General features: G+C 57.2%; 28 protein-coding genes. 3 read left to right on the plus strand and 25 right to left on the minus strand.

The annotated features are described in order from the left end of the window. Window position 1 precedes the first annotated feature (1 nt). The 14 genes from ALTER154_RS03625 to trmJ all read right to left on the minus strand — a co-directional run bounded on the left by ALTER154_RS03625 (window position 2) and on the right by trmJ (window position 10,705). A complete protein-coding gene (locus ALTER154_RS03625) occupies window positions 2–1,030 on the minus strand; it encodes a RodZ family helix-turn-helix domain-containing protein (RefSeq protein WP_160085287.1) in 1,029 nt (342 codons plus the stop codon). Next, window positions 1,030–1,788, minus strand: coding sequence for a type IV pilus biogenesis/stability protein PilW (gene pilW, locus ALTER154_RS03630; protein WP_160085288.1), 759 nt, complete (start codon window positions 1,786–1,788; stop codon window positions 1,030–1,032). Before pilW ends, ALTER154_RS03625 begins: the two co-directional genes overlap by 1 nt. A gap of 13 nt (window positions 1,789–1,801) precedes the next feature. Continuing rightward, entirely contained in the window at window positions 1,802–2,950 is a 1,149-nt protein-coding gene (rlmN, locus tag ALTER154_RS03635; RefSeq protein WP_160085289.1) for a 23S rRNA (adenine(2503)-C(2))-methyltransferase RlmN, read from the minus strand. A gap of 23 nt (window positions 2,951–2,973) precedes the next feature. Continuing rightward, window positions 2,974–3,405: a nucleoside-diphosphate kinase gene (gene ndk, locus ALTER154_RS03640; protein WP_090248631.1), complete on the minus strand. Its 432-nt coding sequence runs from the start codon at window positions 3,403–3,405 to the stop codon at window positions 2,974–2,976. Between the two features lie 94 nt (window positions 3,406–3,499). Next, entirely contained in the window at window positions 3,500–3,700 is a 201-nt protein-coding gene (gene iscX / locus ALTER154_RS03645) for a Fe-S cluster assembly protein IscX (protein WP_090248633.1), read from the minus strand. A 14-nt stretch (window positions 3,701–3,714) separates the two neighbouring features. Then, window positions 3,715–4,056: an ISC system 2Fe-2S type ferredoxin gene (fdx, locus tag ALTER154_RS03650; protein WP_160085290.1), complete on the minus strand. Its 342-nt coding sequence runs from the start codon at window positions 4,054–4,056 to the stop codon at window positions 3,715–3,717. 2 nt (window positions 4,057–4,058) lie between these two features. After that, entirely contained in the window at window positions 4,059–5,924 is a 1,866-nt protein-coding gene (gene hscA, locus ALTER154_RS03655; protein WP_160085291.1) for a Fe-S protein assembly chaperone HscA, read from the minus strand. Window positions 5,925–5,973: 49 nt separating this feature from the next. Then, window positions 5,974–6,495 (minus strand): co-chaperone HscB, encoded by a 522-nt coding sequence (hscB, locus tag ALTER154_RS03660; protein WP_160085292.1) that lies wholly within the window; start codon window positions 6,493–6,495, stop codon window positions 5,974–5,976. A gap of 7 nt (window positions 6,496–6,502) precedes the next feature. Then, on the minus strand, window positions 6,503–6,826 hold the full coding sequence (gene iscA, locus ALTER154_RS03665) for an iron-sulfur cluster assembly protein IscA (RefSeq protein ID WP_090248639.1): 324 nt from the start codon (window positions 6,824–6,826) through the stop codon (window positions 6,503–6,505). A gap of 12 nt (window positions 6,827–6,838) precedes the next feature. Further along, the gene (iscU, locus tag ALTER154_RS03670) at window positions 6,839–7,225 is read right to left on the minus strand and encodes a Fe-S cluster assembly scaffold IscU (protein WP_040261926.1); all 387 of its coding nucleotides are present in this window, start codon (window positions 7,223–7,225) and stop codon (window positions 6,839–6,841) included. A 47-nt stretch (window positions 7,226–7,272) separates the two neighbouring features. Continuing rightward, entirely contained in the window at window positions 7,273–8,487 is a 1,215-nt protein-coding gene (locus ALTER154_RS03675) for an IscS subfamily cysteine desulfurase (protein ID WP_090248641.1), read from the minus strand. Window positions 8,488–8,534: 47 nt separating this feature from the next. Next, window positions 8,535–9,026 (minus strand): Fe-S cluster assembly transcriptional regulator IscR, encoded by a 492-nt coding sequence (iscR, locus tag ALTER154_RS03680; protein ID WP_090248642.1) that lies wholly within the window; start codon window positions 9,024–9,026, stop codon window positions 8,535–8,537. A 139-nt stretch (window positions 9,027–9,165) separates the two neighbouring features. Then, window positions 9,166–9,942, minus strand: a complete 777-nt coding sequence (gene cysE / locus ALTER154_RS03685; protein WP_160085293.1) for a serine O-acetyltransferase — start codon at window positions 9,940–9,942, stop codon at window positions 9,166–9,168. Beyond that, complete coding sequence (gene trmJ / locus ALTER154_RS03690) at window positions 9,935–10,705, minus strand: tRNA (cytosine(32)/uridine(32)-2'-O)-methyltransferase TrmJ (protein WP_160085294.1); 771 nt, start codon at window positions 10,703–10,705, stop codon at window positions 9,935–9,937. Before trmJ ends, cysE begins: the two co-directional genes overlap by 8 nt. Window positions 10,706–10,849: 144 nt before the next feature. Between trmJ and suhB the strand changes: the two genes are divergently transcribed. Then, complete coding sequence (gene suhB, locus ALTER154_RS03695; protein ID WP_090248646.1) at window positions 10,850–11,665, plus strand: inositol-phosphate phosphatase; 816 nt, start codon at window positions 10,850–10,852, stop codon at window positions 11,663–11,665. A gap of 63 nt (window positions 11,666–11,728) precedes the next feature. Here suhB and ALTER154_RS03700 read toward each other — a convergent pair whose 3' ends face one another. The 9 genes from ALTER154_RS03700 to ALTER154_RS03740 all read right to left on the minus strand — a co-directional run bounded on the left by ALTER154_RS03700 (window position 11,729) and on the right by ALTER154_RS03740 (window position 19,804). Then, a complete protein-coding gene (locus tag ALTER154_RS03700) occupies window positions 11,729–12,265 on the minus strand; it encodes a glycine zipper 2TM domain-containing protein (RefSeq protein WP_090248648.1) in 537 nt (178 codons plus the stop codon). Window positions 12,266–12,391: 126 nt separating this feature from the next. After that, the gene (gene secF / locus ALTER154_RS03705; protein ID WP_160085295.1) at window positions 12,392–13,297 is read right to left on the minus strand and encodes a protein translocase subunit SecF; all 906 of its coding nucleotides are present in this window, start codon (window positions 13,295–13,297) and stop codon (window positions 12,392–12,394) included. A 9-nt stretch (window positions 13,298–13,306) separates the two neighbouring features. Then, window positions 13,307–15,175: a protein translocase subunit SecD gene (gene secD, locus ALTER154_RS03710; protein WP_160085296.1), complete on the minus strand. Its 1,869-nt coding sequence runs from the start codon at window positions 15,173–15,175 to the stop codon at window positions 13,307–13,309. Between the two features lie 62 nt (window positions 15,176–15,237). After that, window positions 15,238–15,573, minus strand: coding sequence for a preprotein translocase subunit YajC (yajC, locus tag ALTER154_RS03715; protein ID WP_160085297.1), 336 nt, complete (start codon window positions 15,571–15,573; stop codon window positions 15,238–15,240). A 38-nt stretch (window positions 15,574–15,611) separates the two neighbouring features. Further along, window positions 15,612–16,727 carry a tRNA guanosine(34) transglycosylase Tgt gene (gene tgt / locus ALTER154_RS03720; RefSeq protein WP_178126356.1) on the minus strand — a complete coding sequence of 372 codons (1,116 nt, stop codon included), beginning with the start codon at window positions 16,725–16,727 and terminating at the stop codon, window positions 15,612–15,614. Between the two features lie 14 nt (window positions 16,728–16,741). Then, the gene (gene queA, locus ALTER154_RS03725) at window positions 16,742–17,791 is read right to left on the minus strand and encodes a tRNA preQ1(34) S-adenosylmethionine ribosyltransferase-isomerase QueA (RefSeq protein ID WP_160085299.1); all 1,050 of its coding nucleotides are present in this window, start codon (window positions 17,789–17,791) and stop codon (window positions 16,742–16,744) included. Between the two features lie 291 nt (window positions 17,792–18,082). Continuing rightward, window positions 18,083–18,565 (minus strand): ribonuclease H, encoded by a 483-nt coding sequence (locus tag ALTER154_RS03730; protein ID WP_160085300.1) that lies wholly within the window; start codon window positions 18,563–18,565, stop codon window positions 18,083–18,085. Window positions 18,566–18,905: 340 nt separating this feature from the next. Continuing rightward, a complete protein-coding gene (locus ALTER154_RS03735) occupies window positions 18,906–19,508 on the minus strand; it encodes a hypothetical protein (protein ID WP_160085301.1) in 603 nt (200 codons plus the stop codon). An 11-nt stretch (window positions 19,509–19,519) separates the two neighbouring features. Continuing rightward, complete coding sequence (locus ALTER154_RS03740) at window positions 19,520–19,804, minus strand: hypothetical protein (protein ID WP_160085302.1); 285 nt, start codon at window positions 19,802–19,804, stop codon at window positions 19,520–19,522. Window positions 19,805–20,143: 339 nt separating this feature from the next. Between ALTER154_RS03740 and ALTER154_RS03745 the strand changes: the two genes are divergently transcribed. Next, the gene (locus tag ALTER154_RS03745; RefSeq protein WP_160085303.1) at window positions 20,144–20,887 is read left to right on the plus strand and encodes a hypothetical protein; all 744 of its coding nucleotides are present in this window, start codon (window positions 20,144–20,146) and stop codon (window positions 20,885–20,887) included. Here the strand turns inward: ALTER154_RS03745 and ALTER154_RS21115 are convergent. Continuing rightward, the gene (locus ALTER154_RS21115; protein ID WP_372239912.1) at window positions 20,882–21,253 is read right to left on the minus strand and encodes a Rha family transcriptional regulator; all 372 of its coding nucleotides are present in this window, start codon (window positions 21,251–21,253) and stop codon (window positions 20,882–20,884) included. The two genes, ALTER154_RS03745 and ALTER154_RS21115, sit on opposite strands and share 6 nt — an antisense overlap. Window positions 21,254–21,339: 86 nt before the next feature. Between ALTER154_RS21115 and ALTER154_RS03755 the strand changes: the two genes are divergently transcribed. Next, the gene (locus ALTER154_RS03755; protein WP_160085305.1) at window positions 21,340–22,341 is read left to right on the plus strand and encodes a hypothetical protein; all 1,002 of its coding nucleotides are present in this window, start codon (window positions 21,340–21,342) and stop codon (window positions 22,339–22,341) included. Between the two features lie 17 nt (window positions 22,342–22,358). Here ALTER154_RS03755 and ALTER154_RS03760 read toward each other — a convergent pair whose 3' ends face one another. Continuing rightward, window positions 22,359–22,766 carry a KilA-N domain-containing protein gene (locus ALTER154_RS03760; protein WP_256665476.1) on the minus strand — a complete coding sequence of 136 codons (408 nt, stop codon included), beginning with the start codon at window positions 22,764–22,766 and terminating at the stop codon, window positions 22,359–22,361. Window positions 22,767–22,809 lie beyond the last annotated feature (43 nt).

The following is a 22,809-nucleotide window of genomic DNA, read 5'->3' on the forward strand; positions in this document are numbered from 1 at the left end:
GTTACTGCCCACCCAACTTCAGACGCGCGGTTTCACCGGAGATAAACGGGGCCACATCAACTGGACTGCCATTCAGGCTCACCTGAGCACCTCGCGCGAAGCCCAGACGCAGCTCCAGTGGTGCCTTACCGGCCAATTCTAAGCTATCGCCTTTACGCTTGAGGGCGCTGAAAAGCACCTTGCCATTAGCATCTGTCAGCTGCGTCCAGCAATCAGCAATAAAGGTCAGACTAACCACCGCCTCACCGGCTGCTGCCTGCACAGGTGCAGGTGCAGGTGCAGGTGCAGCAACAGAAGATACTTCGGGCAGGGCGTCAGCAACTACCGGCGACACCTCAGCAGACGCAGCAGGCACTGCAGGAGCACCTGCTATATCGGTAAGGGTTTGTGGCGGCTCAACTTGAGGGGCAACCACGGCAGCAGCTTCGGCTCCGCTTGTACTGGACAGCTCTGCAGCACCCTCAGGAAGTGGCGGTAACGTCACGCCTGCATCCAGCTGGGCGGCCTCTACCGCTTGATCTTCCGGTTCATCCAACGGATGGATCTGTGTGGTGCCGTCGGCGCCGTCTACTTCAACATGCTCAAGGCTGGTTGAAGCCAGATCTTCGGCCCGCCGCTCGGCTTGCTCCTGCCACCAGAAGAAGCTCAAACCGGCTAGCGCCAGCAAGAGGACAAAGCTGACCATCCGCAAGATACGTTGCGAGTAGCTCACGGGCTCCTCGATACGGCCCAAGCTGTGAACACTGCTACCCGCCGCATCGCTGCCAGTGAATTGGTCAAACTCCAGCACCAGACGATTCTGATCGATGTCCAGCAACTTGGCGTAGGCCCTGACATAACCACGCGCAAAGGTATGCCCAGGGAGCTTATCGAAGGCACCTTGCTCGACCTGGCTCAAACGCTGAGGGGTCAAATTAAGCTGCGCTGCAACTTCGGCAATAGTCCAACCACGCCCCTCACGAGCCTTGCGCAAAGTCTCACCCGGGTTGATACGGGGAACTGCTAGCACTTCTGGATGCGCCGCTTTCATCATTGCTCCGACAGGTATTGCTGATATTCCGGCGTGCCCGGATAAAGTCGTTTCAACTGCAAACCGAGGCTCGCCGCGTTGTCGCGCTCTTCGAAAATCTTCGCCAGCCGGACGCCCAGCAACAGGCTGCGCGCATCTGGCTGAGCAAGCGCCATGTAGCTATCGTAATAGCCCCGCGCGGGAACATATTGTTTGTCCTCAAAGGACAACTGCGCCATTTCCATCAACGCGCGGGGACGGCGGCTATTCAACCGTAGCGAACGCTCGAAATAGGCCTTGGCCTGCTCACGCTGCTTGAGCTGCAAGGAGGTCAGCCCAAGGTTTTCAAACACCCGTGACCGCTCCGGATAAAGCGTGTCCTGAGCAGCTTGGGAATAGCGCTCGAAGGCTTCCTGGTAACGCTGCTGCTCAAACAGAAAACTACCGTAGTTATTCAACAAGCGAGCATCGTCACTGTTTTGCGAGAGCGCCTTGCGGTAGTGATCGTCAGCCAGCTTGGGCTCCATTTCAATCTGGAACACCAACGCCAGTGCAGCATGTGCATCCGCATTCGATGAGTCGAGCTCTAACGCTTTCTTCAACGGAATCTTGGCGCGTTCGGTCTCGCCTTGCTGTAGATAACCAATACCAAGCTGCACGTAAGCATCTCGGGCTTCATCACGTCCTTTGGACGTTTTCATCGGATCGACATTACCGGTTGTAACGCAACCGACTAACAGACTGGCGGCCAACAGCAATAACGCGGGACGCAAGGTCATGGGTATCCTCCCCTCAGGTTCGATTGGCGGCGGAACTCGGCGTTTCGGCCTCGCTACTCAATTCACGCACAGCAATATAGCGCTCACTACGGCGGGTACGATCCATGACCTGGCCGACCAACTGACCACAGGCCGCATCAATGTCCTCGCCTCGCGTGGTACGCACGGTGACATTGTGCCCGGCTTTATGCAGCAGGTCCTGGAAACGGCGAATCGCATTGTTGCTAGGCCGCTCGTACCCGGAGTGGGGGAAGGGATTAAACGGAATCAGGTTGATCTTGCAAGGCACATCTTTGAGAAGTGCGATCATTTCCTCAGCGTGCTCGGTCTTATCGTTTACATCCTTGAGCAGGGTGTATTCGATTGTAAGCACGCGTTTCTCGCCGAGACGCGAGACATAACGCTTGCACGCCGCCAGCAGCATTTCCAGCGGGTACTTCTTGTTGATCGGCACCAACTGGTTGCGCAGCGCATCGTTCGGCGCATGCAGTGACAGCGCCAGTGACACATCAATCACTTCGCCGAGCTTGTCGATCATCGGCACCACGCCCGAGGTGGACAGCGTCACCTTGCGTTTGGAGATGCCATAGCCGAGGTCGTCCATCATGATTTTCATGGCGGCGACGACGTTGTCGAAGTTCAGTAGCGGCTCGCCCATACCCATCATCACTACGTTGGTGATGGCACGGTCGATCTTCGCCGGCACGCTGCCGAACGACTTGTTGGCAATCCACACCTGACCGATCACTTCGGCGGCACTCAGATCACTGTTGAAACCTTGTTTACCGGTTGAGCAGAAACTGCAATCCAGCGCACAGCCGGCCTGCGACGACACACACAAGGTGCCACGCGCGCCCTGGGGGATGTAAACGGTTTCTACACAACTGCCTGACGCCACCCGCACTACCCACTTGCGCGTGCCATCAGTGGAAATATCTTCGCTGACCACTTCCGGGCCGCGGATCTCAGCACAGGCCTTGAGCTTTTCGCGCAAGACCTTGCTGACGTTACTCATGGCATCGAAATCATCGATACCAAAGTGGTGAATCCATTTCATCATCTGCCCGGCACGGAAACGCTTTTCCCCGATGCTTTCGAAGAATTGTTCCATCTCTGCCTGGGTCAGACCCAGCAGATTGATTTTACCGGTAGCTTCAGTCATGGCTTCACCCTCACCCGATTCGCTTAGCGAATACGTGCGCAAACTTCGGTGGCAGCGAAGAAGTAAGCGATTTCGCGGGCAGCGGAGGCTTCCGAGTCGGAACCGTGAACAGCGTTTTCGTCGATGGAAACAGCGAAATCAGCACGGATGGTGCCGGCAGCTGCTTCTTTAGGGTTGGTGGCGCCCATCAGTTCGCGGTTAGCCAGAACAGCGTTTTCGCCTTCCAGAACCTGAACGATAACTGGACCGGAGGTCATGAAAGCAACCAGGTCTTTGAAGAAGCCGCGCTCGCTGTGCTCAGCATAGAAGCCAGCCGCTTCGCGCTCGGACAGTTGAACCATTTTCGAAGCAACGACGCGCAGGCCGGCTTTTTCGAAACGAGTGGTGATCTCGCCAACAACGTTTTTAGCAACGGCATCCGGCTTGATGATGGAGAAAGTGCGTTGAACAGCCATGTGAAACTCCAGAAACAATGATTAAAGCGAAAAATTAAACCCGCGAATTATACGCGGGTTCCGGTTAAATGCGTAGGCCAGGCCAAAAGGCCAGTTAATCCGCCTCGTCGATCCAGGCCGCCTGAACGGCTTCAAGCACCTTCTCACCGCCGCGCTGTGGGTCGTCACTGAACTCCGGCAACGCCAGAATCCATTTATGCAGATCCACAAAGTTCACGTAGCGAGGGTCTACCTCAGGCTTGGACTCCGCCAGCTGAATGGCGATTTCCAGAACATCAACCCACTTCAGACTCATAACAACTCCTTGAATCAGTGCGGCGCTTCGGCAGCGTGGTTGAGCGAGTACTTGGGGATTTCCACGGTCAGGTCTTCATCACCGACAATAGCCTGGCAGGACAGCCGCGACTGCGCCTCCAGCCCCCACGCCTTGTCGAGCATGTCTTCTTCCAGCTCATCGGCCTCGGCCAGCGAGTCAAAGCCTTCACGAATAATGCAGTGGCAAGTGGTGCAGGCGCAGACACCGCCACAGGCGCTTTCAATTTCGATATGGTGTTCATGCGCCACTTCGAGCACAGACGTACCTGGCGCAACCTCGACCACCAGCCCTTCCGGACACAGCACCGCGTGGGGCAGAAAAATGATCTGCGGCATGCTTATTCCTCAATCTCATCAAGACTACGGCCGGCCAGCGCAGCCTTGACCGTGGCATCCAGGCGACGCGCAGCAAAAGCATCGGTCACCTGGGTCAATCGTTTGGTTTGCTGCTCAATCGCCAAGCCATCCGTGCCGGCCATCAAATCGCGCAATTGCTCGATCTGCGCATCGATGGCCATACGCTCATCGACCTCCAGCAGACGCTCACCATCGGCCAGCAACGCCGCCTCGACCGCTTCCAGCAGACGCTGGGCGTCGACCTGCTGCTCACGCAGTACGCGGGCAACTTTGTCGTCGCCGGCATTTTTGAAGGAATCCTGCAGCATGCGGGCAATTTCGCCATCGGTCAGCCCATAAGATGGCTTGACCTGGATACTCGCCTCAACGCCCGAAGCCAGCTCACGCGCAGCAACGCTGAGCAGGCCATCGGCGTCAACCTGGAAGGTCACGCGAATCTTCGCCGCACCGGCGACCATCGGCGGAATACCGCGCAATTCGAAGCGTGCTAAGGAACGGCAATCGCTGATCAACTCACGCTCACCCTGCAGCACATGTACCATCATGGCCGTCTGACCATCTTTATAGGTAGTGAAGTCCTGGGCGCGCGCCACGGGAATGGTGGTATTGCGCGGAATCACCTTTTCCATCAACCCGCCCATGGTTTCAAGGCCGAGCGACAGCGGAATCACATCCAGCAACAGCAACTCTTCGCCATCGCCGCGCTTGTTGCCTGCCAGAGCATCAGCCTGGATAGCGGCACCAATGGCCACCACCTGATCAGGATCGATGTCGGTCAGCGGCTCACGGGCGAACAACTCGGCGACGGCCTGACGCACGCGCGGCACTCGGGTGGAGCCGCCAACCATAACCACGGCTTCAACCTCATCCAACTCAATGCCGGCATCACGCACCGCGCGACGGCAAGCCTTGAGGCTGCGTGCGAGCATGGGCTCGATCAGCGCATCGAACTGCTCACGACTCAACTGCCCTGCCCAGCCGGCATAACTGAGGCTTGCCGAAGGACTGTCGGTCAAGGCTTCTTTGGCGGCACAAGCAGCTTCCAGCAACAAGCGCTGCTGCGCGGGATCAAGGTCAGAGGAAATACCCGCCTGCTCAACCACCCAGCCAGCGATTGCGTGATCGAAGTCATCGCCGCCCAGCGCACTATCACCGCCGGTAGCGAGCACTTCAAACACACCACCGGTCAGGCGCAATACGGAAATATCAAAGGTGCCGCCGCCAAGATCATAGATGGCGACCACACCCTCGGCATGCTGATCCAGGCCATAGGCGACTGCTGCTGCAGTCGGCTCGTTGAGCAGGCGCAGCACATTCAGCCCGGCCAGACGCGCAGCATCTTTGGTGGCCTGGCGCTGGGAGTCATCGAAATAGGCTGGCACGGTGATGACCGCACCCACCAGCTCACCGCCGAGGGTGGCTTCGGCACGCTGACGCAGCACCTTGAGAATATCCGCCGAGACTTCAACCGGGCTTTTCGGCCCCTGCACGGTCTCGATAAACGGCATATGCGATTCGCCACCGACAAAGCGGTATGGCAGCTGCTCACCGAGCTGCTTGACGTCAGCCAAACCGCGCCCCATGAGGCGCTTGACCGACAGCACAGTATTCAGCGGATCAGCCGATGCGGCCGCCTTGGCGACCTCGCCTACCTCGACCCGATCAGCGTGATAACGCACTGCAGACGGCAGAATGACCTGCCCAGCGGCATCGGCCAGCGGCTCGGAAAGGCCGCTACGCACGGCGGCGACCAGCGAATTGGTGGTACCCAGATCAATCCCCACGGCCAGACGACGCTGGTGTGGCTGGGGGCTTTGTCCGGGCTCAGCGATCTGCAGTAAGGCCATGATTAATCAGTGCTTAGATATCAGGCGCGCCGCAATAGGCGCGCCAGCGTTAATCGTCGAGGCGCTCTTCCAGCTGGCGGACCTCGTGAGAAAGCTTGTCGAGAAACTGCATGCGACGCATCAGGCGCTCGGCCTCTTCGCGACGCGAAGCATCATCCCAACAAACGGCAAAACTTTCGTTGAGCTCGTCCTGAGCCACTTTCAGACGCCGCTTGAACTGCGCCACCCCGGCCAGGTCGGCACTGTCGTGCAGATCTTCCAGCTCTTCGCGCAGCTGCATTTGCTGCAGCAGAAAATCCGGATCCTGCACCGTAACTTCCAGCGGCAGCTCGGGCCCGCGCAGTGCCAGCAAATAACGAGCGCGCTGCGGCGCACTCTTGAGCGTGCTGTAAGCCTCGTTGAGACTGGCAGATTGCTCGAGGGCTAAGCGCTGCTCACGCTCGGAAGCATCAGCAAAACGATCCGGATGAATCTGCCGCGCCATCTCACGGTAACGCGCGGCAAGCAGCTCCTGATCCAGCCGAAAACCTGGCTGCAGGTCGAATAAAGCAAAGTGACAAGGACTGCCCACACGCGCCTCAGATGTTGAAGCTTTCGCCGCAGCCACATTCGCCGCGCACGTTTGGGTTGTTGAACTTGAAACCTTCGTTCAACCCCTCTTTGACGAAATCAAGCTCAGTACCGTCGAGGTAAACCAGGCTCTTGGGATCGATGATCACCTTGACGCCATGGTTCTCGAACACCTGATCTTCGCTGGCGGCCTCATCGACAAACTCCAGCACATAGGCCAAGCCGGAACAGCCTGTGGTGCGCACACCCAGGCGAATACCTTCGCCCTTGCCGCGCCCCTCAAGAGAACGACGCACGTGCTGAGCGGCTGCTTCGGTCATGCTGATAGCCATCGACAAACCTCCTTAGAGCAAGCCTTTCTTCTGCTTGTAATCGCGCACAGCAGCCTTGATGGCGTCTTCGGCGAGTACCGAGCAGTGGATTTTCACCGGTGGCAGAGCCAATTCCTCGGCCAGCTGGGTGTTCTTGATAGTTTCAGCTTCGTCCAGGGTCTTGCCCTTCATCCACTCGGTAGCGAGGGAGCTGGAGGCAATTGCCGAACCGCAACCGTAGGTCTTGAACTTGGCGTCTTCAATCACGCCCTGCTCGTTGACCTTGATTTGCAGACGCATCACGTCACCGCAAGCCGGCGCGCCGACCATGCCAGTGCCGACGTCTGGGTCTTCCGCGTCCATCTTGCCGACGTTGCGCGGGTTCTCGTAGTGGTCAATGACCTTTTCACTGTAAGCCATGCTGGTATTCCTTCCTCATCAGAGAGTCGCTCTTGCTCGGCGACTACTTAGTGCGCCGCCCACTCGATCTTGGAGATGTCGACACCGTCTTTGTACATATCCCACAGCGGCGACAATTCGCGCAGCTTGGTCACCGCCTCGCACACTTTCTGCGCGGCGTAATCGACTTCTTCATCAGTGGTGAAGCGGCCGAAGGTAAAGCGAATAGAGCTGTGCGCCAGCTCATCATTGCGGCCCAGGGCGCGCAACACGTAGGACGGTTCCAGAGAAGCCGAGGTGCAAGCCGAGCCGGACGACACCGCCAGATCCTTGAGCGCCATGATCAGCGACTCGCCCTCAACATAGTTGAAGCTGAGGTTGAGATTGTGCGGTATGCGGGCGGTCATGCTGCCATTGATGTACAGCTCTTCAAGACCATCGACCTGTTTGAAGAAGCGATCACGCAGGGCCTGGATGCGCTGGTTTTCCTGGGTCATTTCTTCTTTGGCAATACGGAACGCCTCACCCATACCGACGCACTGGTGAGTCGCCAGGGTGCCGGAGCGCATACCACGCTCGTGACCGCCGCCATGGGTCTGCGCTTCCAGACGCACACGTGGCTTGCGACGCACGAACAGCGCACCGACGCCTTTCGGGCCATATGTCTTGTGCGCGGAGAACGACATCAGATCGACCTTGAGCGACTCCAGATCAATCGCCACCTTGCCGGTGGACTGAGCCGCATCAACATGCAGAAACACGCCGCGCGAACGGGTCAGCTCGCCAATCGCCGCGATGTCGTTGATGGTGCCGATTTCGTTATTCACGTGCATGACCGACACCAGGATGGTGTCCTCACGCAGCACTGCCTCAATCATGGCCGGGGTAATCAGACCATCTTCACCTGGCTCGATGTAGGTCACCTCGAAGCCTTCACGCTCAAGCTGGCGCATAGTGTCCAGCACGGCTTTATGCTCGATTTTCGAGGTAATCAGGTGCTTACCTTTACTCTTGTAGAAATCGGCAATGCCCTTGATCGCCAGGTTGTTGGACTCGGTGGCACCAGAGGTCCAGACAATCTCACGCGGGTCGGCATTGACCAGCTCAGCCACTTGGCGGCGAGCATTCTCCACGGCCTCTTCAGCCTTCCAGCCAAATACGTGGGAGCGCGACGCCGGATTGCCGAAGTTACCGTCGACCAATAGGCAATCGCTCATTTTTTGCGCTACACGCGGATCAACCGGCGTAGTGGCGGAATAATCGAGATAAATCGGCAATTTCATAACTTTCTCCTAATCAGGTATCAGGCGAGCTAGCCAGCGCTTTGCGCTCAATCGACGGCGGACGTTTCGATCTTATCCAGGTACGGCGTCCTGCCATTGCAGCGGCGCTGATCCTGGCGCTGGGCAACTTCCTGCACTTCACGGCGGGTCACCAAGTCAGCGAGACTGATGCCACTCAGAAATTCGTGTATCTGCTGACTGAGGTCACACCACAAATGGTGGGTCAGACAGGTATCACCGGCATGGCAATCGCCCTGCCCCTGACAGCGCGTGGCATCGACCGACTCGTTGACCGCATCGATCACCTCAGCTACCTGGATGCCCTGCATATCGCGCGACAGCTGGTAACCGCCACCAGGTCCACGCACGCTGGACACCAGATTGCCACGACGCAGCTTGGCAAATAGCTGCTCCAGGTAAGAAAGGGAAATACCCTGCCGCTCGGAGATATCAGCCAAAGACACCGGCCCACGCTGAGCGTGCAACGCCAGATCAAGCATGGCGGTGACAGCGTAACGGCCTTTGGTGGTGAGTCGCATAAGGGATTACCGCGTGATCGCAATATGCCGCGAGTATGCAATTCCCGAGCATTTAAGTCAACTATAAGACCTAGTGCTTTAGTCGGGATTAGCCAGAATGGAGGGCGCGTATCATAGCAAAATGCGCCTCACCACACCATCACGCCGCGGGCTTGTCTGCGTCTTTGACCACACCAGCGAAGTCCTCGTCACGCAGCTGCGGCAAATCCTTGGCGCAGTAGTCACTGCCCAAAGACTTGAGAGCGCCGCACATGCCCTCCAGGCGCCCATCCACCGCATGCAGGTGATCAAGCAGCTGACCAATGGCGCGCGCCACCGGGTCCGGCATGTCCTGACTTACGCCGTAGGCATCGAAACCCAGCTTCTCGGCAATAGCCTGACGCTTGGCCTCCTGTTCATCGTCGGTTTTGACGATGATCCGCCCAGGAATGCCGACTGCCGTAGCGCCCGCCGGGACTTCTTTAGTCACCACAGCATTGGAGCCAATCTTCGCGCCCGCGCCGACCGTGAACGGCCCCAGCACCTTGGCACCAGCACCAACCACCACACCATCTTCTAGCGTCGGATGACGCTTGCCTTTGTTCCAGCTGGTGCCACCAAGGGTCACACCCTGGTAAAGGGTGACGTCGTTGCCGATTTCGGCGGTCTCACCGATAACGATGCCCATGCCGTGATCAATAAAGAAGCGCCGACCGATCTTCGCGCCCGGATGAATTTCGATACCAGTCATCCAGCGACCGAAGTTCGACACCACGCGCGCCAGCCACTTCCAGCCACCGCTCCACAGCGCGTGCGCTACGCGATGCAACCAGACTGCATGCAACCCCGGATAGCAAGTGACAACCTCAAAGGCATTACGCGCCGCCGGGTCGCGATGAAATACACTTTGGATATCCTCTTGCATGCGCTCAAACATCTGCCTTCTCCTGCTTAGGGTGCTCGCCACGCGCCGCCTTGATGGTTTCCGTCAAGATACCGCGCAAGATATTCATTTCCAGCCTGCTCACTGCGCTACGCCCATACAAGCGACGCAGGCGACTCATCAGATGTCGCGGCTTGGCAGGATCAAGAAACCTAATCTCAACCAGCGCCTGCTCCAGGTGACGATAAAACGATTCCAGCTCATCCGCAGCAACCGGCTCTTCATCCGGATCGACGACTGCAGACTGCTTGGCCGGCCGCCCCTCAGTTGCCAGCCAGGCCATACGCACTTCGTACGCCAGCACCTGCACCGCCGCCGCCAGATTCAACGAACTGAACGCCGGATCGGAGGGAATGTGCACATGATAGTGACAGCGCTGCAGCTCCTCATTAGTCAGACCGGCATACTCGCGCCCAAACACCAAGGCAACTTGCGCACCTTGCTTGGCCTGCTCGCACGCCGCCACACCACACTCTCGCGGTTCCAGCATCGGCCAGGGAATATGCCGATCCCGTGCACTGGTACCCAGCACCAGGCGACAACCGACAAGCGCCTCCTCAAGCGTGGCCACCACCTGCGCCGCATCGAGAATATCAGTAGCGCCAGAGGCCCTGGCCACCGCGTCTTCGCTCGGAAAATCCCGCGGATCAACCAGTACCAACTGCGACAACCCCATGTTTTTCATGGCCCGTGCCGCCCCACCGATATTGCCCGGGTGACTGGTACCGACCAACACAACGCGAATATTTTCCAGCAACGCAAACGCTCACAGACAAGGCTTTGAGGGGCAAATCTTACAGAAGCCACCTACCTTACGCCACGCAAGACGCAGGTTGCACTTCAACCGCCGGGCTTTTCTGCTAGAATGGCCGGCTTTCTTTAACGACCCAGGTGAACATCCATGCAGCCCATGCTGAATATCGCGCTGCGCGCAGCCCGTAGCGCCGGCGAAATGATCTTCCGCTCGACCGAACGCTTGGACGTCATCTCGGTCGACGAGAAAGAAGCCAAGGACTATGTCACTGAAATTGATCGCTCCGCTGAGCAGCTGATCATTCAGGCCCTGCGCAAAGCATTCCCGAACCACGGCATCCTCGGCGAGGAAAGCGGCCTAAGCGAAGGCAGCGGCGACGGCGCAGACTACCTGTGGATTATCGACCCGCTGGATGGCACCACCAACTTTATCCGCGGCATTCCGCATTACGCCGTCAGCATTGCGTGTAAATACCGCGGTCGCCTTGAACACGCCGTGATCATCGACCCGGTACGCCAGGAGGAATTCACCGCCAGCCGTGGCCGTGGCGCAGCCCTCAACGGCCGCCGCCTGCGCGTCGGTAATCGCAAGAGCCTGGAAGGCGCCCTGCTCGGCACCGGTTTCCCGTTCCGCGACAGCCAGATGGAAAACCTGGAAAACTACATCGGCATGTTCCGCAGCTTGGTTGGGCAAACCGCTGGCGTACGCCGCGCGGGTGCCGCCAGCCTGGACCTGGCCTACGTGGCTGCTGGTCGCTTCGACGCCTTCTGGGAGTTCGGCCTGTCCGAGTGGGATATGGCTGCCGGCGCACTGCTGATTCAGGAAGCAGGCGGTCTGATCAGCGACTTCAGCGGCGGCCACGAATTCTTGGAGAAAGGCCAGATCGTTGCCGGCAACACCAAGTGCTTCAAGGCTGTCCTGACAGCCATTCAGCCGCACTTGTCAGCTTCTTTGAAGCGCTGATTAAGTCGCAATAAAAAAGCGCCCCGCGGGGCGCTTTTTTTGTACCTGCTAAACATGCTTCGATCAGTTGGACTGATCAACCAGCACCAACTGACCATCTTTGACCGGGATCTGACGACCCGGGTCACTGGCCATTCGCACCTGACTCACTTTGCCATCCAACTCGTACTTAACGTCGTAACCCACCAACTTCTCACTGGTGTCTGTTACCGTGCTGCAACGGGTTTCAGTCGTGGTGTAGGTATCACGGCTCTGCAAGTGCTCCTGCGCCTTATTGCCGGCATAGCCACCACCCACCGCACCCGCAACAGTCGCCAGTTTCTTGCCGTTACCGCCGCCCACCTGGTTACCGAGCAGGCCACCCACCACAGCACCAATCGCCGTACCGGCTATCTGGTGCTCGTCCTTGACCGGCGCCTGACGAGTGACCGCCACGTCCTTGCAGACTTCCCGCGGGGTTTTGATGGTTTCCTTGACCGGTTTAACGGCCAGCACTTCGGCATATTCAGGCGCACTGACGAGGCTGTAAGTAGCCACTGCTCCACCCGCCGTCACACCCACCGCCCCCAGTACCGCGCCCACCAACATCGACTTATTCATACATACCTCCTTGAAACCGCTGCTTAGCGCTTAACGCGCCTAACTCCCAGCCTTGGAGCATAAAAAAACCGGGCAAGTTCAACACCTGCCCGGCTCATTCAGCTATTTGCGATAGGACGCACAGATTCAGGGGCGCTCATCAACCTCTTCTTCGACCACCGGCGGAATCAGGTCATCGACCGTCAGATCGAGCCACACCAGCACCACGTTAGCGATATAGACCGAGGAGTAGGTACCCGCACTCACACCGATAAACAGCGCTACCGAGAAGCCAAACAGATTGTCGCCGGCGAACAGCAGCAACGCAGCAATTGCCAGCAAAGTGGAGATTGAGGTTGCCATGGTGCGCAGCAGGGTCTGCGTGGTGGAGATATTGATGTTTTCGATCAATGTTGCCTTGCGCAGCATGCGGAAGTTCTCACGCACCCGGTCGAATACCACAATGGTGTCATTCAGCGAGTAACCGATGATTGCCAGCAACGCCGCCATCACCGTCAGATCAAAGGTGATCTGGAAGAACGAGAGAATGCCGAGAGTGACAATTACGTCATGGATCAGCGAGATAATCGCCCCTAAACCGAACTTCCACTGGAAGCGGAAGGCCAGGTAGAGCATCACCCCGCCCAATGCCAGCAGCAGACCAAGACCACCCTGATCGCGCAGCTCTTCACCCACCTGCGGGCCGACGAACTCGACCTTTTTCACCTCAAGCTGCTCTCCGGCTTGGCGCAACGCTGCGGCTACTTTATTACCCAGCTCAGGGTCATCGCCCTGCATGCGGACCACCACATCGGTGGTGGCACCAAAGCTCTGCACCACGGCATCGGCATAGCCAGCGCCAGCCAGCTGCTCACGGATATTACCGAGGTCTGCCGGCTGCTCGTAGCTCAGCTCGATTTGCGTACCACCGGTAAAATCCAACCCCAGGTTCAGCCCTTTGGTAAACAGGCTAACCAGTGCCAGCAACGTCAGCAGCAGGGTGAAGGCGAACGCAATATTGCGTACCCCCATGAAGTTGATCGTACGATTCATCACAGCCCCTTAAATCCACAACTTCTTGAAGTCACGCCCGCCGCAAGTCAGGTTGACCATGCAACGCGTCACCAGAATGGCGGTAAACATCGAGGTGAGAATACCCAGCGACAGAGTCACCGCGAAGCCTTTGACCGGCCCGGTACCCATGGCGAACAGGATGCCGCCGACCAGCAGAGTGGTCAGGTTGGCGTCGACAATCGCCGAGTAAGCCCGATCAAAACCTTCATGGATGGCCCGCTGAATCGACATGCCATTGGCGATCTCTTCACGAATACGCGAGAAGATCAGCACGTTGGCGTCCACCGCCATACCCATGGTCAGCACGATACCGGCGATACCCGGCAGGGTCAGCGTGGCACTGAGCAACGACATCAGCGCCAACAACAGCACCATGTTCAGACCCAGAGCGATGGTCGCCAGTACACCGAAGAAGCGGTAGATGGCGATGATAAACAGCGAAACGAACAGCATCGCCCACAGCGAGGCACTAACGCCCTTGGCAATGTTGTCAGCACCCAGGCTCGGGCCAATTGTGCGCTCTTCCGCGAAGTACATCGGCGCAGCCAAGCCACCGGCACGCAGCAGCAGGGCTAGCTCGGACGACTCGCCCTGACCATCCAGACCGGTGATGCGGAACTGGCTACCCAGCGGCGACTGAATGGTGGCCAGGCTGATGATTTTCTTCTCTTCGACGAAGGTCTGCAGCTCGACTTCCTTCTCGACGCCATCAACCACCTGGCGCACGTAGCGGGTTACCGGCTTCTGCTCGATAAAGATCACCGCCATGCTGCGCCCGACGTTATTGCGGGTCGCGCGGTTCATCAGGTCACCACCGCGGCCATCCAGACGGATATTGACCTGCGGGCTGCCGTTCTCATCGAAACTGGCCTGAGCATCGGTGACCTGGTCACCGGTGATGATCAGATCACGCTCCAGCTGCGCTGGCGGACGACCTTCCTCGCGGAATTCGAAGCTTTCGGTCGCAGCCTTGGCAGCGTCCGGCTCGGCGGCCAGACGGAACTCCAGGTTGGCGGTCTTGCCGAGAATACGCTTGGCTTCGGCCGTGTCCTGCACACCTGGCAGCTCAACCACGATGCGGTTGGCACCCTGACGCTGAACCAGCGGCTCGGCAACACCCAGCTCGTTGACCCGGTTACGCACGGTGGTCAAGTTCTGCTTGATCGAGTACTCGCGAATCTCAACCAGCTTGGCCTGAGTCAGGGTCAGGCGCAGCACCTGCAGCTCACTGCGCTGCACGGTAGTCATATCAAAATCGTTGAAGTCCTTGCGAATCAGCTGCTGGGCTTTCTCCAGCGCAGCCTCATCGGCAAAGCCCAACTGGATGGCACCATTAAGCTCAGGCAGGCTGCGATAACGCACGCGCTCTTTGCGTAGCAGGCTCTTGACCTCGCCCTCGTAAACCTTGCGGCGCGCATCCAGCGCCTTGTCCATGTCTACTTCCATCAGGAAGTGCACACCACCGGACAAGTCCAGGCCAAGCTTCATTGGGCTGCCGCCCAAGTTGCGCAGCCAGTCCGGCGTGGTTTGTGCCAGGTTCAAGGCCACCACAAATTCATCACTCAAGGCCTTGCGCACCAGCTCTTTGGCTGGCAGCTGGTCTTCAGCGCTGTTCAAACGCAGCAAACCGGCACGGCCCTGATTGGCCAGGCTGACGGCTTTGACGCTAATACCGGCCGCTTCCAACGCACGGCTGGCGCGGTCCAGGTCGGCCTGCTCGACGCGCATGGCGGAGCTGTTGCCACTGATCTGGATCGCCGGATCATCCGGGTACAGATTGGGCGCGGAATAAAAGAAGCCGATTGCCAGCACGGCCAGAATCAGCAGGTACTTCCAGAGGGGAAATTTGTTGAGCATGACGCCGCCCGTTATGACGCGGGGCGCATTAAGCGCCCCGTCGAATGGTAAAGGTGTGTTGCTTAGATCGCTTTCAGCGTGCCTTTAGGCAGCGAAGCGGCAATCGCCACTTTCTGAATCTTCAGCTCGACGGTGTCGGATACTTCGATTACCACGAAGTCATCGGAAACCTTCGACACCTTGCCAGCGATACCGCCGCTGGTTACCACTTCATCACCTTTCTGCAGGCTGCTGATCAGACCTTTGTGCTCTTTGGCACGCTTGGCCTGTGGACGCCAGATCATCAGATAGAAGATGACCAGAAAGCCGACCAGAAATACCCATTCAAAGCCACTACCAGCAGGACCGGCAGCCGGTGCGGCGCCTTCAGCGAAAGCAGCGGGGATAAAAAAGCTCATGTAACACTCCTGTAGCAAGGGTCTTTAAAAGTTGGGGATCAATCCAGTGGCGGCGTTGGCAGCCCGCGTTTGGCGTAGAAGGCATCGACAAAGGCGGCCAATGTACCCTGTTGAATAGCCTCGCGCAAACCAGCCATAAGCACCTGATAGTGCCGTAAGTTGTGGATTGTATTGAGCATGCTACCGAGCATTTCGCCGCATTTATCCAGATGGTGCAGATAGGCGCGGGAGAAATGTTTGCAGGTGTAACAGTCGCAGGTCGGGTCCAGCGGCGAATTGTCATGCTTATGGAAAGCATTGCGAATTTTCAGCACGCCGGTGTCGACAAACAGGTGGCCGTTACGCGCATTGCGCGTCGGCATCACGCAATCAAACATGTCCACACCACGGCGCACACCTTCAACCAAGTCTTCCGGCTTGCCCACGCCCATCAGGTAGCGCGGCTTATCGGCCGGAAGCTGAGCGGGCAGGTAATCGAGCACCTTGATCATTTCGTCTTTCGGTTCGCCGACTGACAGGCCGCCAATGGCATAACCGTCAAAGCCGATTTGCTCCAGCCCATCCAGAGAGACCTTGCGCAACTCCTCATGCATGCCGCCCTGAACGATACCGAACAGCGCTGCCGTGCTTTCGCCATGGGCCTCTTTCGAGCGCTTCGCCCAGCGCAGCGACAACTCCATTGAGCGCTTGGCCACATCAAACTCGGCCGGATACGGCGTGCATTCGTCGAAAATCATCACGATGTCCGAGCCTAGGTCGCGCTGCACCTGCATCGACTCTTCCGGCCCCATAAACACCTTGGCGCCATCGACCGGCGAGGCGAAGTACACGCCCTCCTCCTTGATCTTGCGCATCGCGCCCAGGCTGAACACCTGGAAGCCGCCGGAGTCGGTAAGGATCGGCCCCTGCCACTGCATAAAGTCATGCAGGTCGCCGTGCTTCTTGATCACCTCAGTACCGGGACGCAACCACAGGTGAAAGGTGTTGCCGAGGATGATCTGCGCGCCAATCGCCTCGATATCACGCGGCAGCATGCCCTTGACTGTGCCGTAGGTACCCACCGGCATAAACGCCGGGGTCTCGACCACACCACGGGGGAAGGTCAGCCGGCCACGGCGCGCCTTGCCCTCGGTTGCCAACAATTCAAAAGACATGCGGCAGGTGCGCGTCATAACTGTTCCTCTGGCCCGCGCGGCGCGGGATTGCGGGTGATGAACATGGCATCACCGTAACTGAAAAAACGATATTCGCCGGCAATCGCCGCCTGATAAGCCGCCATGGTTTCCGGGTAACCGGCAAACGCCGACACCAGCATCAGCAGGGTCGATTCCGGCAAATGGAAATTGGTCACCAGCGCATCGACCACATGCAGCGGCCGGCCGGGGTAGATAAAGATATCGGTGTCGCCACTGAAGGCTTTGAGCACGCCATCGCGCGCGGCGCTTTCCAGCGAACGCACGCTGGTGGTGCCGACGGCAATCACCCGACCGCCACGCGCGCGGCAGGCAGCAACGGCATCGACCACATTCTGGCTGACCTCCAGCCATTCGCTGTGCATATGGTGGTCTTCGATGCGCTCAACACGCACCGGCTGAAAGGTACCCGCACCGACGTGCAGGGTCACGAACGCTTGCTCAACGCCCTTCTCGGCAATCGCAGCCAGCAGCTGCTGATCAAAATGCAGCCCGGCGGTCGGCGCCGCGACAGCGCCGGCACGGTCGGCATACACCGTCTGATAGCGCTCGCGATCCGCCTGCTCATCCGGCCGATCAATATAGGGCGGCAGCGGCATATGCCCTACCCGCTCCAGCAGCGGCAGTACTTCTTCGCCAAAGCGCAGCTCGAACAGCGCATCGTGTCGCGCAACCATCTCGGCCTCGCCACCACCGTCAATCAGGATGCTCGAGCCCGGTTTGGGCGACTTGCTCGAACGCACATGAGCCAACACGCGATGAGCGTCCAGCACGCGCTCGACCAGAATCTCCAGCTTGCCGCCCGAAGCCTTCTGGCCGAACAGCCGCGCCGGAATCACTCGGGTGTTGTTGAACACCATCAGATCGCCAGGGCGCAGGTAATCCAGCAAATCACTGAACTGTTTATGAGCCAGCTCCCCCGTCGGCCCATCAAGCACCAGCAAACGGCTGGCACGACGTTCGGCAAGGGGATGGCGGGCAATCAGAGCGTCTGGCAGCTCGAAATTGAAGTCGGCAACGCGCATGGTAGGAAGGAGGTCGTCTAGCAGGGCGGCAAAGCTTACCGGAAATAGTGCATTCTGACCACGCAAGTGGATTGACCAACCCCAACACCATCCCTATACTGCGCCGCCATTGTGCCCCGGTGGCGGAACCGGTAGACGCGGCGGATTCAAAATGACTCCAACCAACTACCAGACCGCTCTAGAACGCACTTTTCAGGCCATCAAGGCCGCTGCTACACCACTGAGTCACGGTTAAGACTCAATCCTGACAGCCTCGTCAGGCATCTTCAAGACCACCCAAAGCAAACGGCATCAGACCTGCAGATTGCAGCGCTTCTTGACGACATTTCCGCCTGCCCCAAGCGTCGCCAAGGCGTCGGCCTGCTCGTTTCTAGGGATGCCGCTGTGAGCCTTAACCCAGTAGGCGGTGACCTCCTTCCCTTGCAGCAACTGGTCAATCCGCTGCCATAGGTCGACATGCTCCGGGGGCTTCTTGTCGGCTTTCCTCCAGCCCTTGGCCTTCCAGATCGCCAGCCAGCTTTGGAATGCCTTGGCGATGTATGCGCTGTCGGTGTTGAGAGTGATAGGCGCAGCCTGGGTGCAGCGCTCCAGGGCTTCGACGACTGCCATAAGCTCGGCCCTGCCGTTGGTCTGTGGCTGCCCCTCAGGAACTGGCCCGGCAATCTCCAGAGTGTCGCCTTGAGGATTGGTCAGCACTGCGCCCCAGCCTGCTCTGGCGTTGGGCTTTCCATTGTTGTGGCATGCGCCGTCGGTGTAGATCGTGTAAGCATTCATGGGTAGGTACTCCTTGTTAAATGCGTGGGCAGGCCTCCACCTCCTGACGTTACTCAGGTGAAGACCTCCAGTGATGCGGGTCAGGTAGTCGAGGCCGAAGGCCTTCAGGGGAAGACCAAGTTTTAAGGGGATGCCATGTGATGGCCGAGAGACGCGCCTAGAGCTGCGCCTGGGGATGGCCCAGGTGGTGGTCTTTGCTTGGCTTGCCTTTGAAAGGGGCAACTACAACGACAGCACCACGGCGAACACCCGGAGACCTCCAGGAGGTAGTGGGGCTGGTGGTCTTTTATATTACTGGGGGCTTTCCCACCACCTTGATACAAGGTGCCTACAGCCAATATCAGCCGCCAGCTTTGGCGGTTCTGAGTACCCACTGCTGCAGTACCCGGTCTCTGAGTTGCAGGTCACCCCTCCAGGCATACCAAGGATGAAGACAGACTTTCAACGGCCAATGACGCCCCTGGTGCTTTCGCTCAATCAATCGCCACTGCTCAAGTTCGGTCAAGGCTCGCTCGACAGTTCGCTGGGGGATGCCGAGTGCCTCGACCAATCCTGCCACTGACCCGAACCAGACATTACGCCCTGATATAGCGCGGGCCAGATGGTGGAAGACCCTGACAGCCTTGTCGCTCAGGCCGACATCCAAGAGCTGCAATATATTGTGGGCGTTGACCATAGACTGCCCCATCCACCAGTCGAATGACTCAACAGCTCTCCACAGCTCATCTTCGTCCCTGGCAGCGGCCGGCCAAGGTGTTGTGATACCAACATAGGCAGACCTGCGCAGGTCGCGCTTCGGAAGCTTCGCCTGCATCTGCTCAGTAGGATTCAGGATTTCTCCAGACTCAATATCGACGAAAAAGCGAAGACCAAGACCGCAAGGCACAACAGCAACGGTCTTGGCCTCGACAAGAACAGGAAGTGTGCTCGATAGTTGCTCCATGCGCCCCCCCCTTAGCGGCTCAGTTCAGCAGGGGTGAGAGCCTTCCCGCCCATTCGATTGACCGGGCCAAGCTGCAGCCAGTGAGGCGCGCTCTTGTCGTCCTGGGCTAGCTCCAAGAGGTCGGCAGGCGGATTGCTGAGGCCAGCAGCCAGGGCTAGTTCCAGGGCTTCGCCCAGGCGTGTATCGCGACCTTTCTGTGCCGCCAAGGCGTTGGCCAGGGTGACCAACTGAGTGGCATGGTCGCGGCGCATATGGACATGGAAGCGCACCAGGGGCGCAGGTAGTTGATGCTTCATCGGGTAGTGTTCCTGTGTGATAGGCGAACGCCATCGCCCCGCCAAGGGTTAGCCCTGCAGGGTGTCGGGAGGAGTCGCCGGGGAGTGTTGAAAGGCAGGAAAGACGGGGCTTTGAGCGCTTTGCCTTTCTGCTAGTACTGGGGGTATTGCGGAAGCTGAAGTAGCGGGCTGCGTGTCATTGAGGCTTGTATCTAAAACAAACTCCTACGATACCTTGGGTTGTTCAAACAGCATGCCAATCATGGCTTGGAAATTTCTGAAGAAAACGTCATCTCTCGGAGTAATCCGCTAAATTAGTTTCAGAGTTTAATAAATATACATCATGTACGGATTGATTTTATGAAACCAAGATTTTCCTTTTTAGTTTTTTTCATTTCGGCGCAAACTTTTGCGCTTTCTGAGAGTGCTAAAGATCAAGTTAGATTTTTAGACAAGCCGTATGCAATTACTCGCATTAGTAGTCTAGATACAGATTGTGTATGGACGAAAGACGATAAGGGGCGTCTAGTGAGTGAGGCGAGTGGGCCATACGGCTCAGGAGTGTGCTGGCATGAAAGTGCTGTGGAAGAGGCTGAAAATCTGAATGACCAAGGAATTTTGACGTGGCATGAGGCTCCCGTTTTCGACTATGAATATGGCAATAAAAACAAGTGCTATTATGAGGTCGACAAGAAAAACGGTATCGCTCGGTTATTGTTTGGTGACAATGTAACTGAAAGAGAGGCTGAGGAATGCAGGCGGCCAGAAAGTGAAATAAAAGCCATCGCTTCAGCCTCTTTGATTGAGAGAAAAGTAGAGTTCGGCGGTTATGTGGCCAGAAAGAACAATCTTCTAGGCTCGCTGACGCTGGCCTGTTATACCGGTAGTTTGGATACGAATAACATAATGGTTTCCGAGGCAGAGAGAATGAGGCGGTATAGAGCTATCTTAGATTTATACAAAGACGATAACCCTAGTGCAAGCCGTATTACTAGGGCATTTGAATTTGCTAGCAAGAACCTTAGTAACAGATACCCGCTTGACACACGAGGCCAATACCGCGTGGCGGTCTGCGACCAAATGGTTGCCAGCGGAAAGCTATAGAGACACGTTGAGAAGTCCTCCTGTCGACCGGCTACACCCGCTGATTATCCCGATATAGCAGGTGGCCTTCGCCGACGCAGAGCATGCGGCGAGACGCAGGGCTTTAGCGAAGGTCTGAGGTAGCTTCGGTGCGGCTGCTACCTGGGCTTCCAGTTCCTGCCAGCGGTCAACCAACTTGGCGGTGAACTCAGGGCTTAGCTGGGCGACGATGACGTAGCTGTCGCGCTTGCCGATGCGGTACTCGGTGCCGGTTTTGGTCGCAGTTTTAATTTCCACAATTTGTGGAGATTCGATTACACCGCGCTCCACAAGGGTCTCGATGGTGCGCTTCACACTGTCGTGGCGCTTACCAGTCAGCTCAGCCATTTCGCGGCTGCTCATGGTCAGGGTGGCGTTGGTGTTGAAGGTGGTCAGTGCGTTATAACTCCTGATATGGAGACCAAGGAGCTTTCATGTCTAGTTTGATCGATAAAGTACCTGCCGCCCAAGCATGGCTAGAAGATGCGTTCAAACGCTGTAGTGATGAGGCGTATGGTAGTTTCGTTTCTGCTGTATTGTGGACTGCTCAAAAAGACAGTACGGGAGAGTTAATAGTCCCCGTCGACCCGATAGAGCTTGTGAGAAAAATAAATACATCTCCATTTATTCTTCTGAACAATCACGACCCAGGCAAGCCGGCAGGCCAAGTTCTTGAGAGTGCTTACTTTGAGAGCGAGGAAGCTGAATGCTTCGTAGTGGCTGTATTGGGTTATTACGCTGGCGGGGATGCTTCAACTTTTGAAGAGCTAGGCTTAGAAATAAACGAGGAGATTTCGCTCCCCACTAACTTACCTACTTTTCCAAGTGACTGCTGTATTGTTGTCGCGACAGACCCCAGGGAAGTGGATGAAGAATGGCTAGGTCGCGTTACATCAAGCGCCCCGATTGCAGTGGAACGTGTAGAGCTTTCTCATAATGCCGCTGAGTCTGCACAAGAGCTAATAATAGTAGGCTTGGCTTTTGTTGCTCTTGTATGGAATCCGTTTGTCAAATCATTTGCATCTGAGGCCGGTAAAGACACCTACAGACTTGTAAATTCATGGATCAAAAAACTTTGCGAGGAACTCTCAGACAGGATGAATCCTGTTCTTGATATTCATACACATCAGAAGGGCTGCCAAGTTTCATTCTTGCTTCGTGGCAATGATAGGTCTATGCACTTTAAAGCCCATGAGGAGCTTTCAGGCGCAGCTATGAAAGCGGCAGAACTAATAGACAGAATGAAATCTAGAGGAACTCCTGCTCAACAGTTGGTATATGAGTTTGACAAGGAAACTCTTAGATGGTTTCCGTCCTACGCCATATTGTTCAATAATAAAATTATTACTAGTAATACTGCGCTCATAGCTCTTGAGCAAATTCCAAGAGGCTTGAGTCTCGGTATCAGCCGTAAAGACATGCCCCCCAAGAGATAGGGGGCGGCCTACGTGATTTAGGCGTTCTCCTCCAGGGTGGCGACCAGTTCACGCGCAGTGTCGAGGTGGGTCTTGGCGAGCTTCGATGCTGTAGCCTCAGAGGTGAAGGTGACTTCGGCCTTCTTGTTCAGGATGTCGTCGATGACCATGTCGCAGAACACAGCGAACTTCACGTCCAGCCAACGGGCGAAAAAGACGGCCAGCTTCGGGTGGCCCCAGGTGCCTACCATCGGAGACTTCCCGTTCCCGGTCTTGGTATTAATCACTGGGATTCCAGGGACTAATTTTTCCAGTTCGTTGATGTACTCAAGCGTCCCCTCGTTGGCGAAGAAGTTGTCCATGCGTTTACCGAAAACCTTCGCAGCCTTGGTCATGTTGAAGTACCCCCTGGGTTTGGAGGGATTAATAGTCGGATAACCCGACATTTAACTACCTGCTATTGCCTGCAGGCTCTTGTGGAAATTGTGC

It is taken from the genome of Pseudomonas sp. 9AZ, assembly GCF_902506525.1.
GTDB classification, from domain to species: domain Bacteria; phylum Pseudomonadota; class Gammaproteobacteria; order Pseudomonadales; family Pseudomonadaceae; genus Aquipseudomonas; species Aquipseudomonas peli.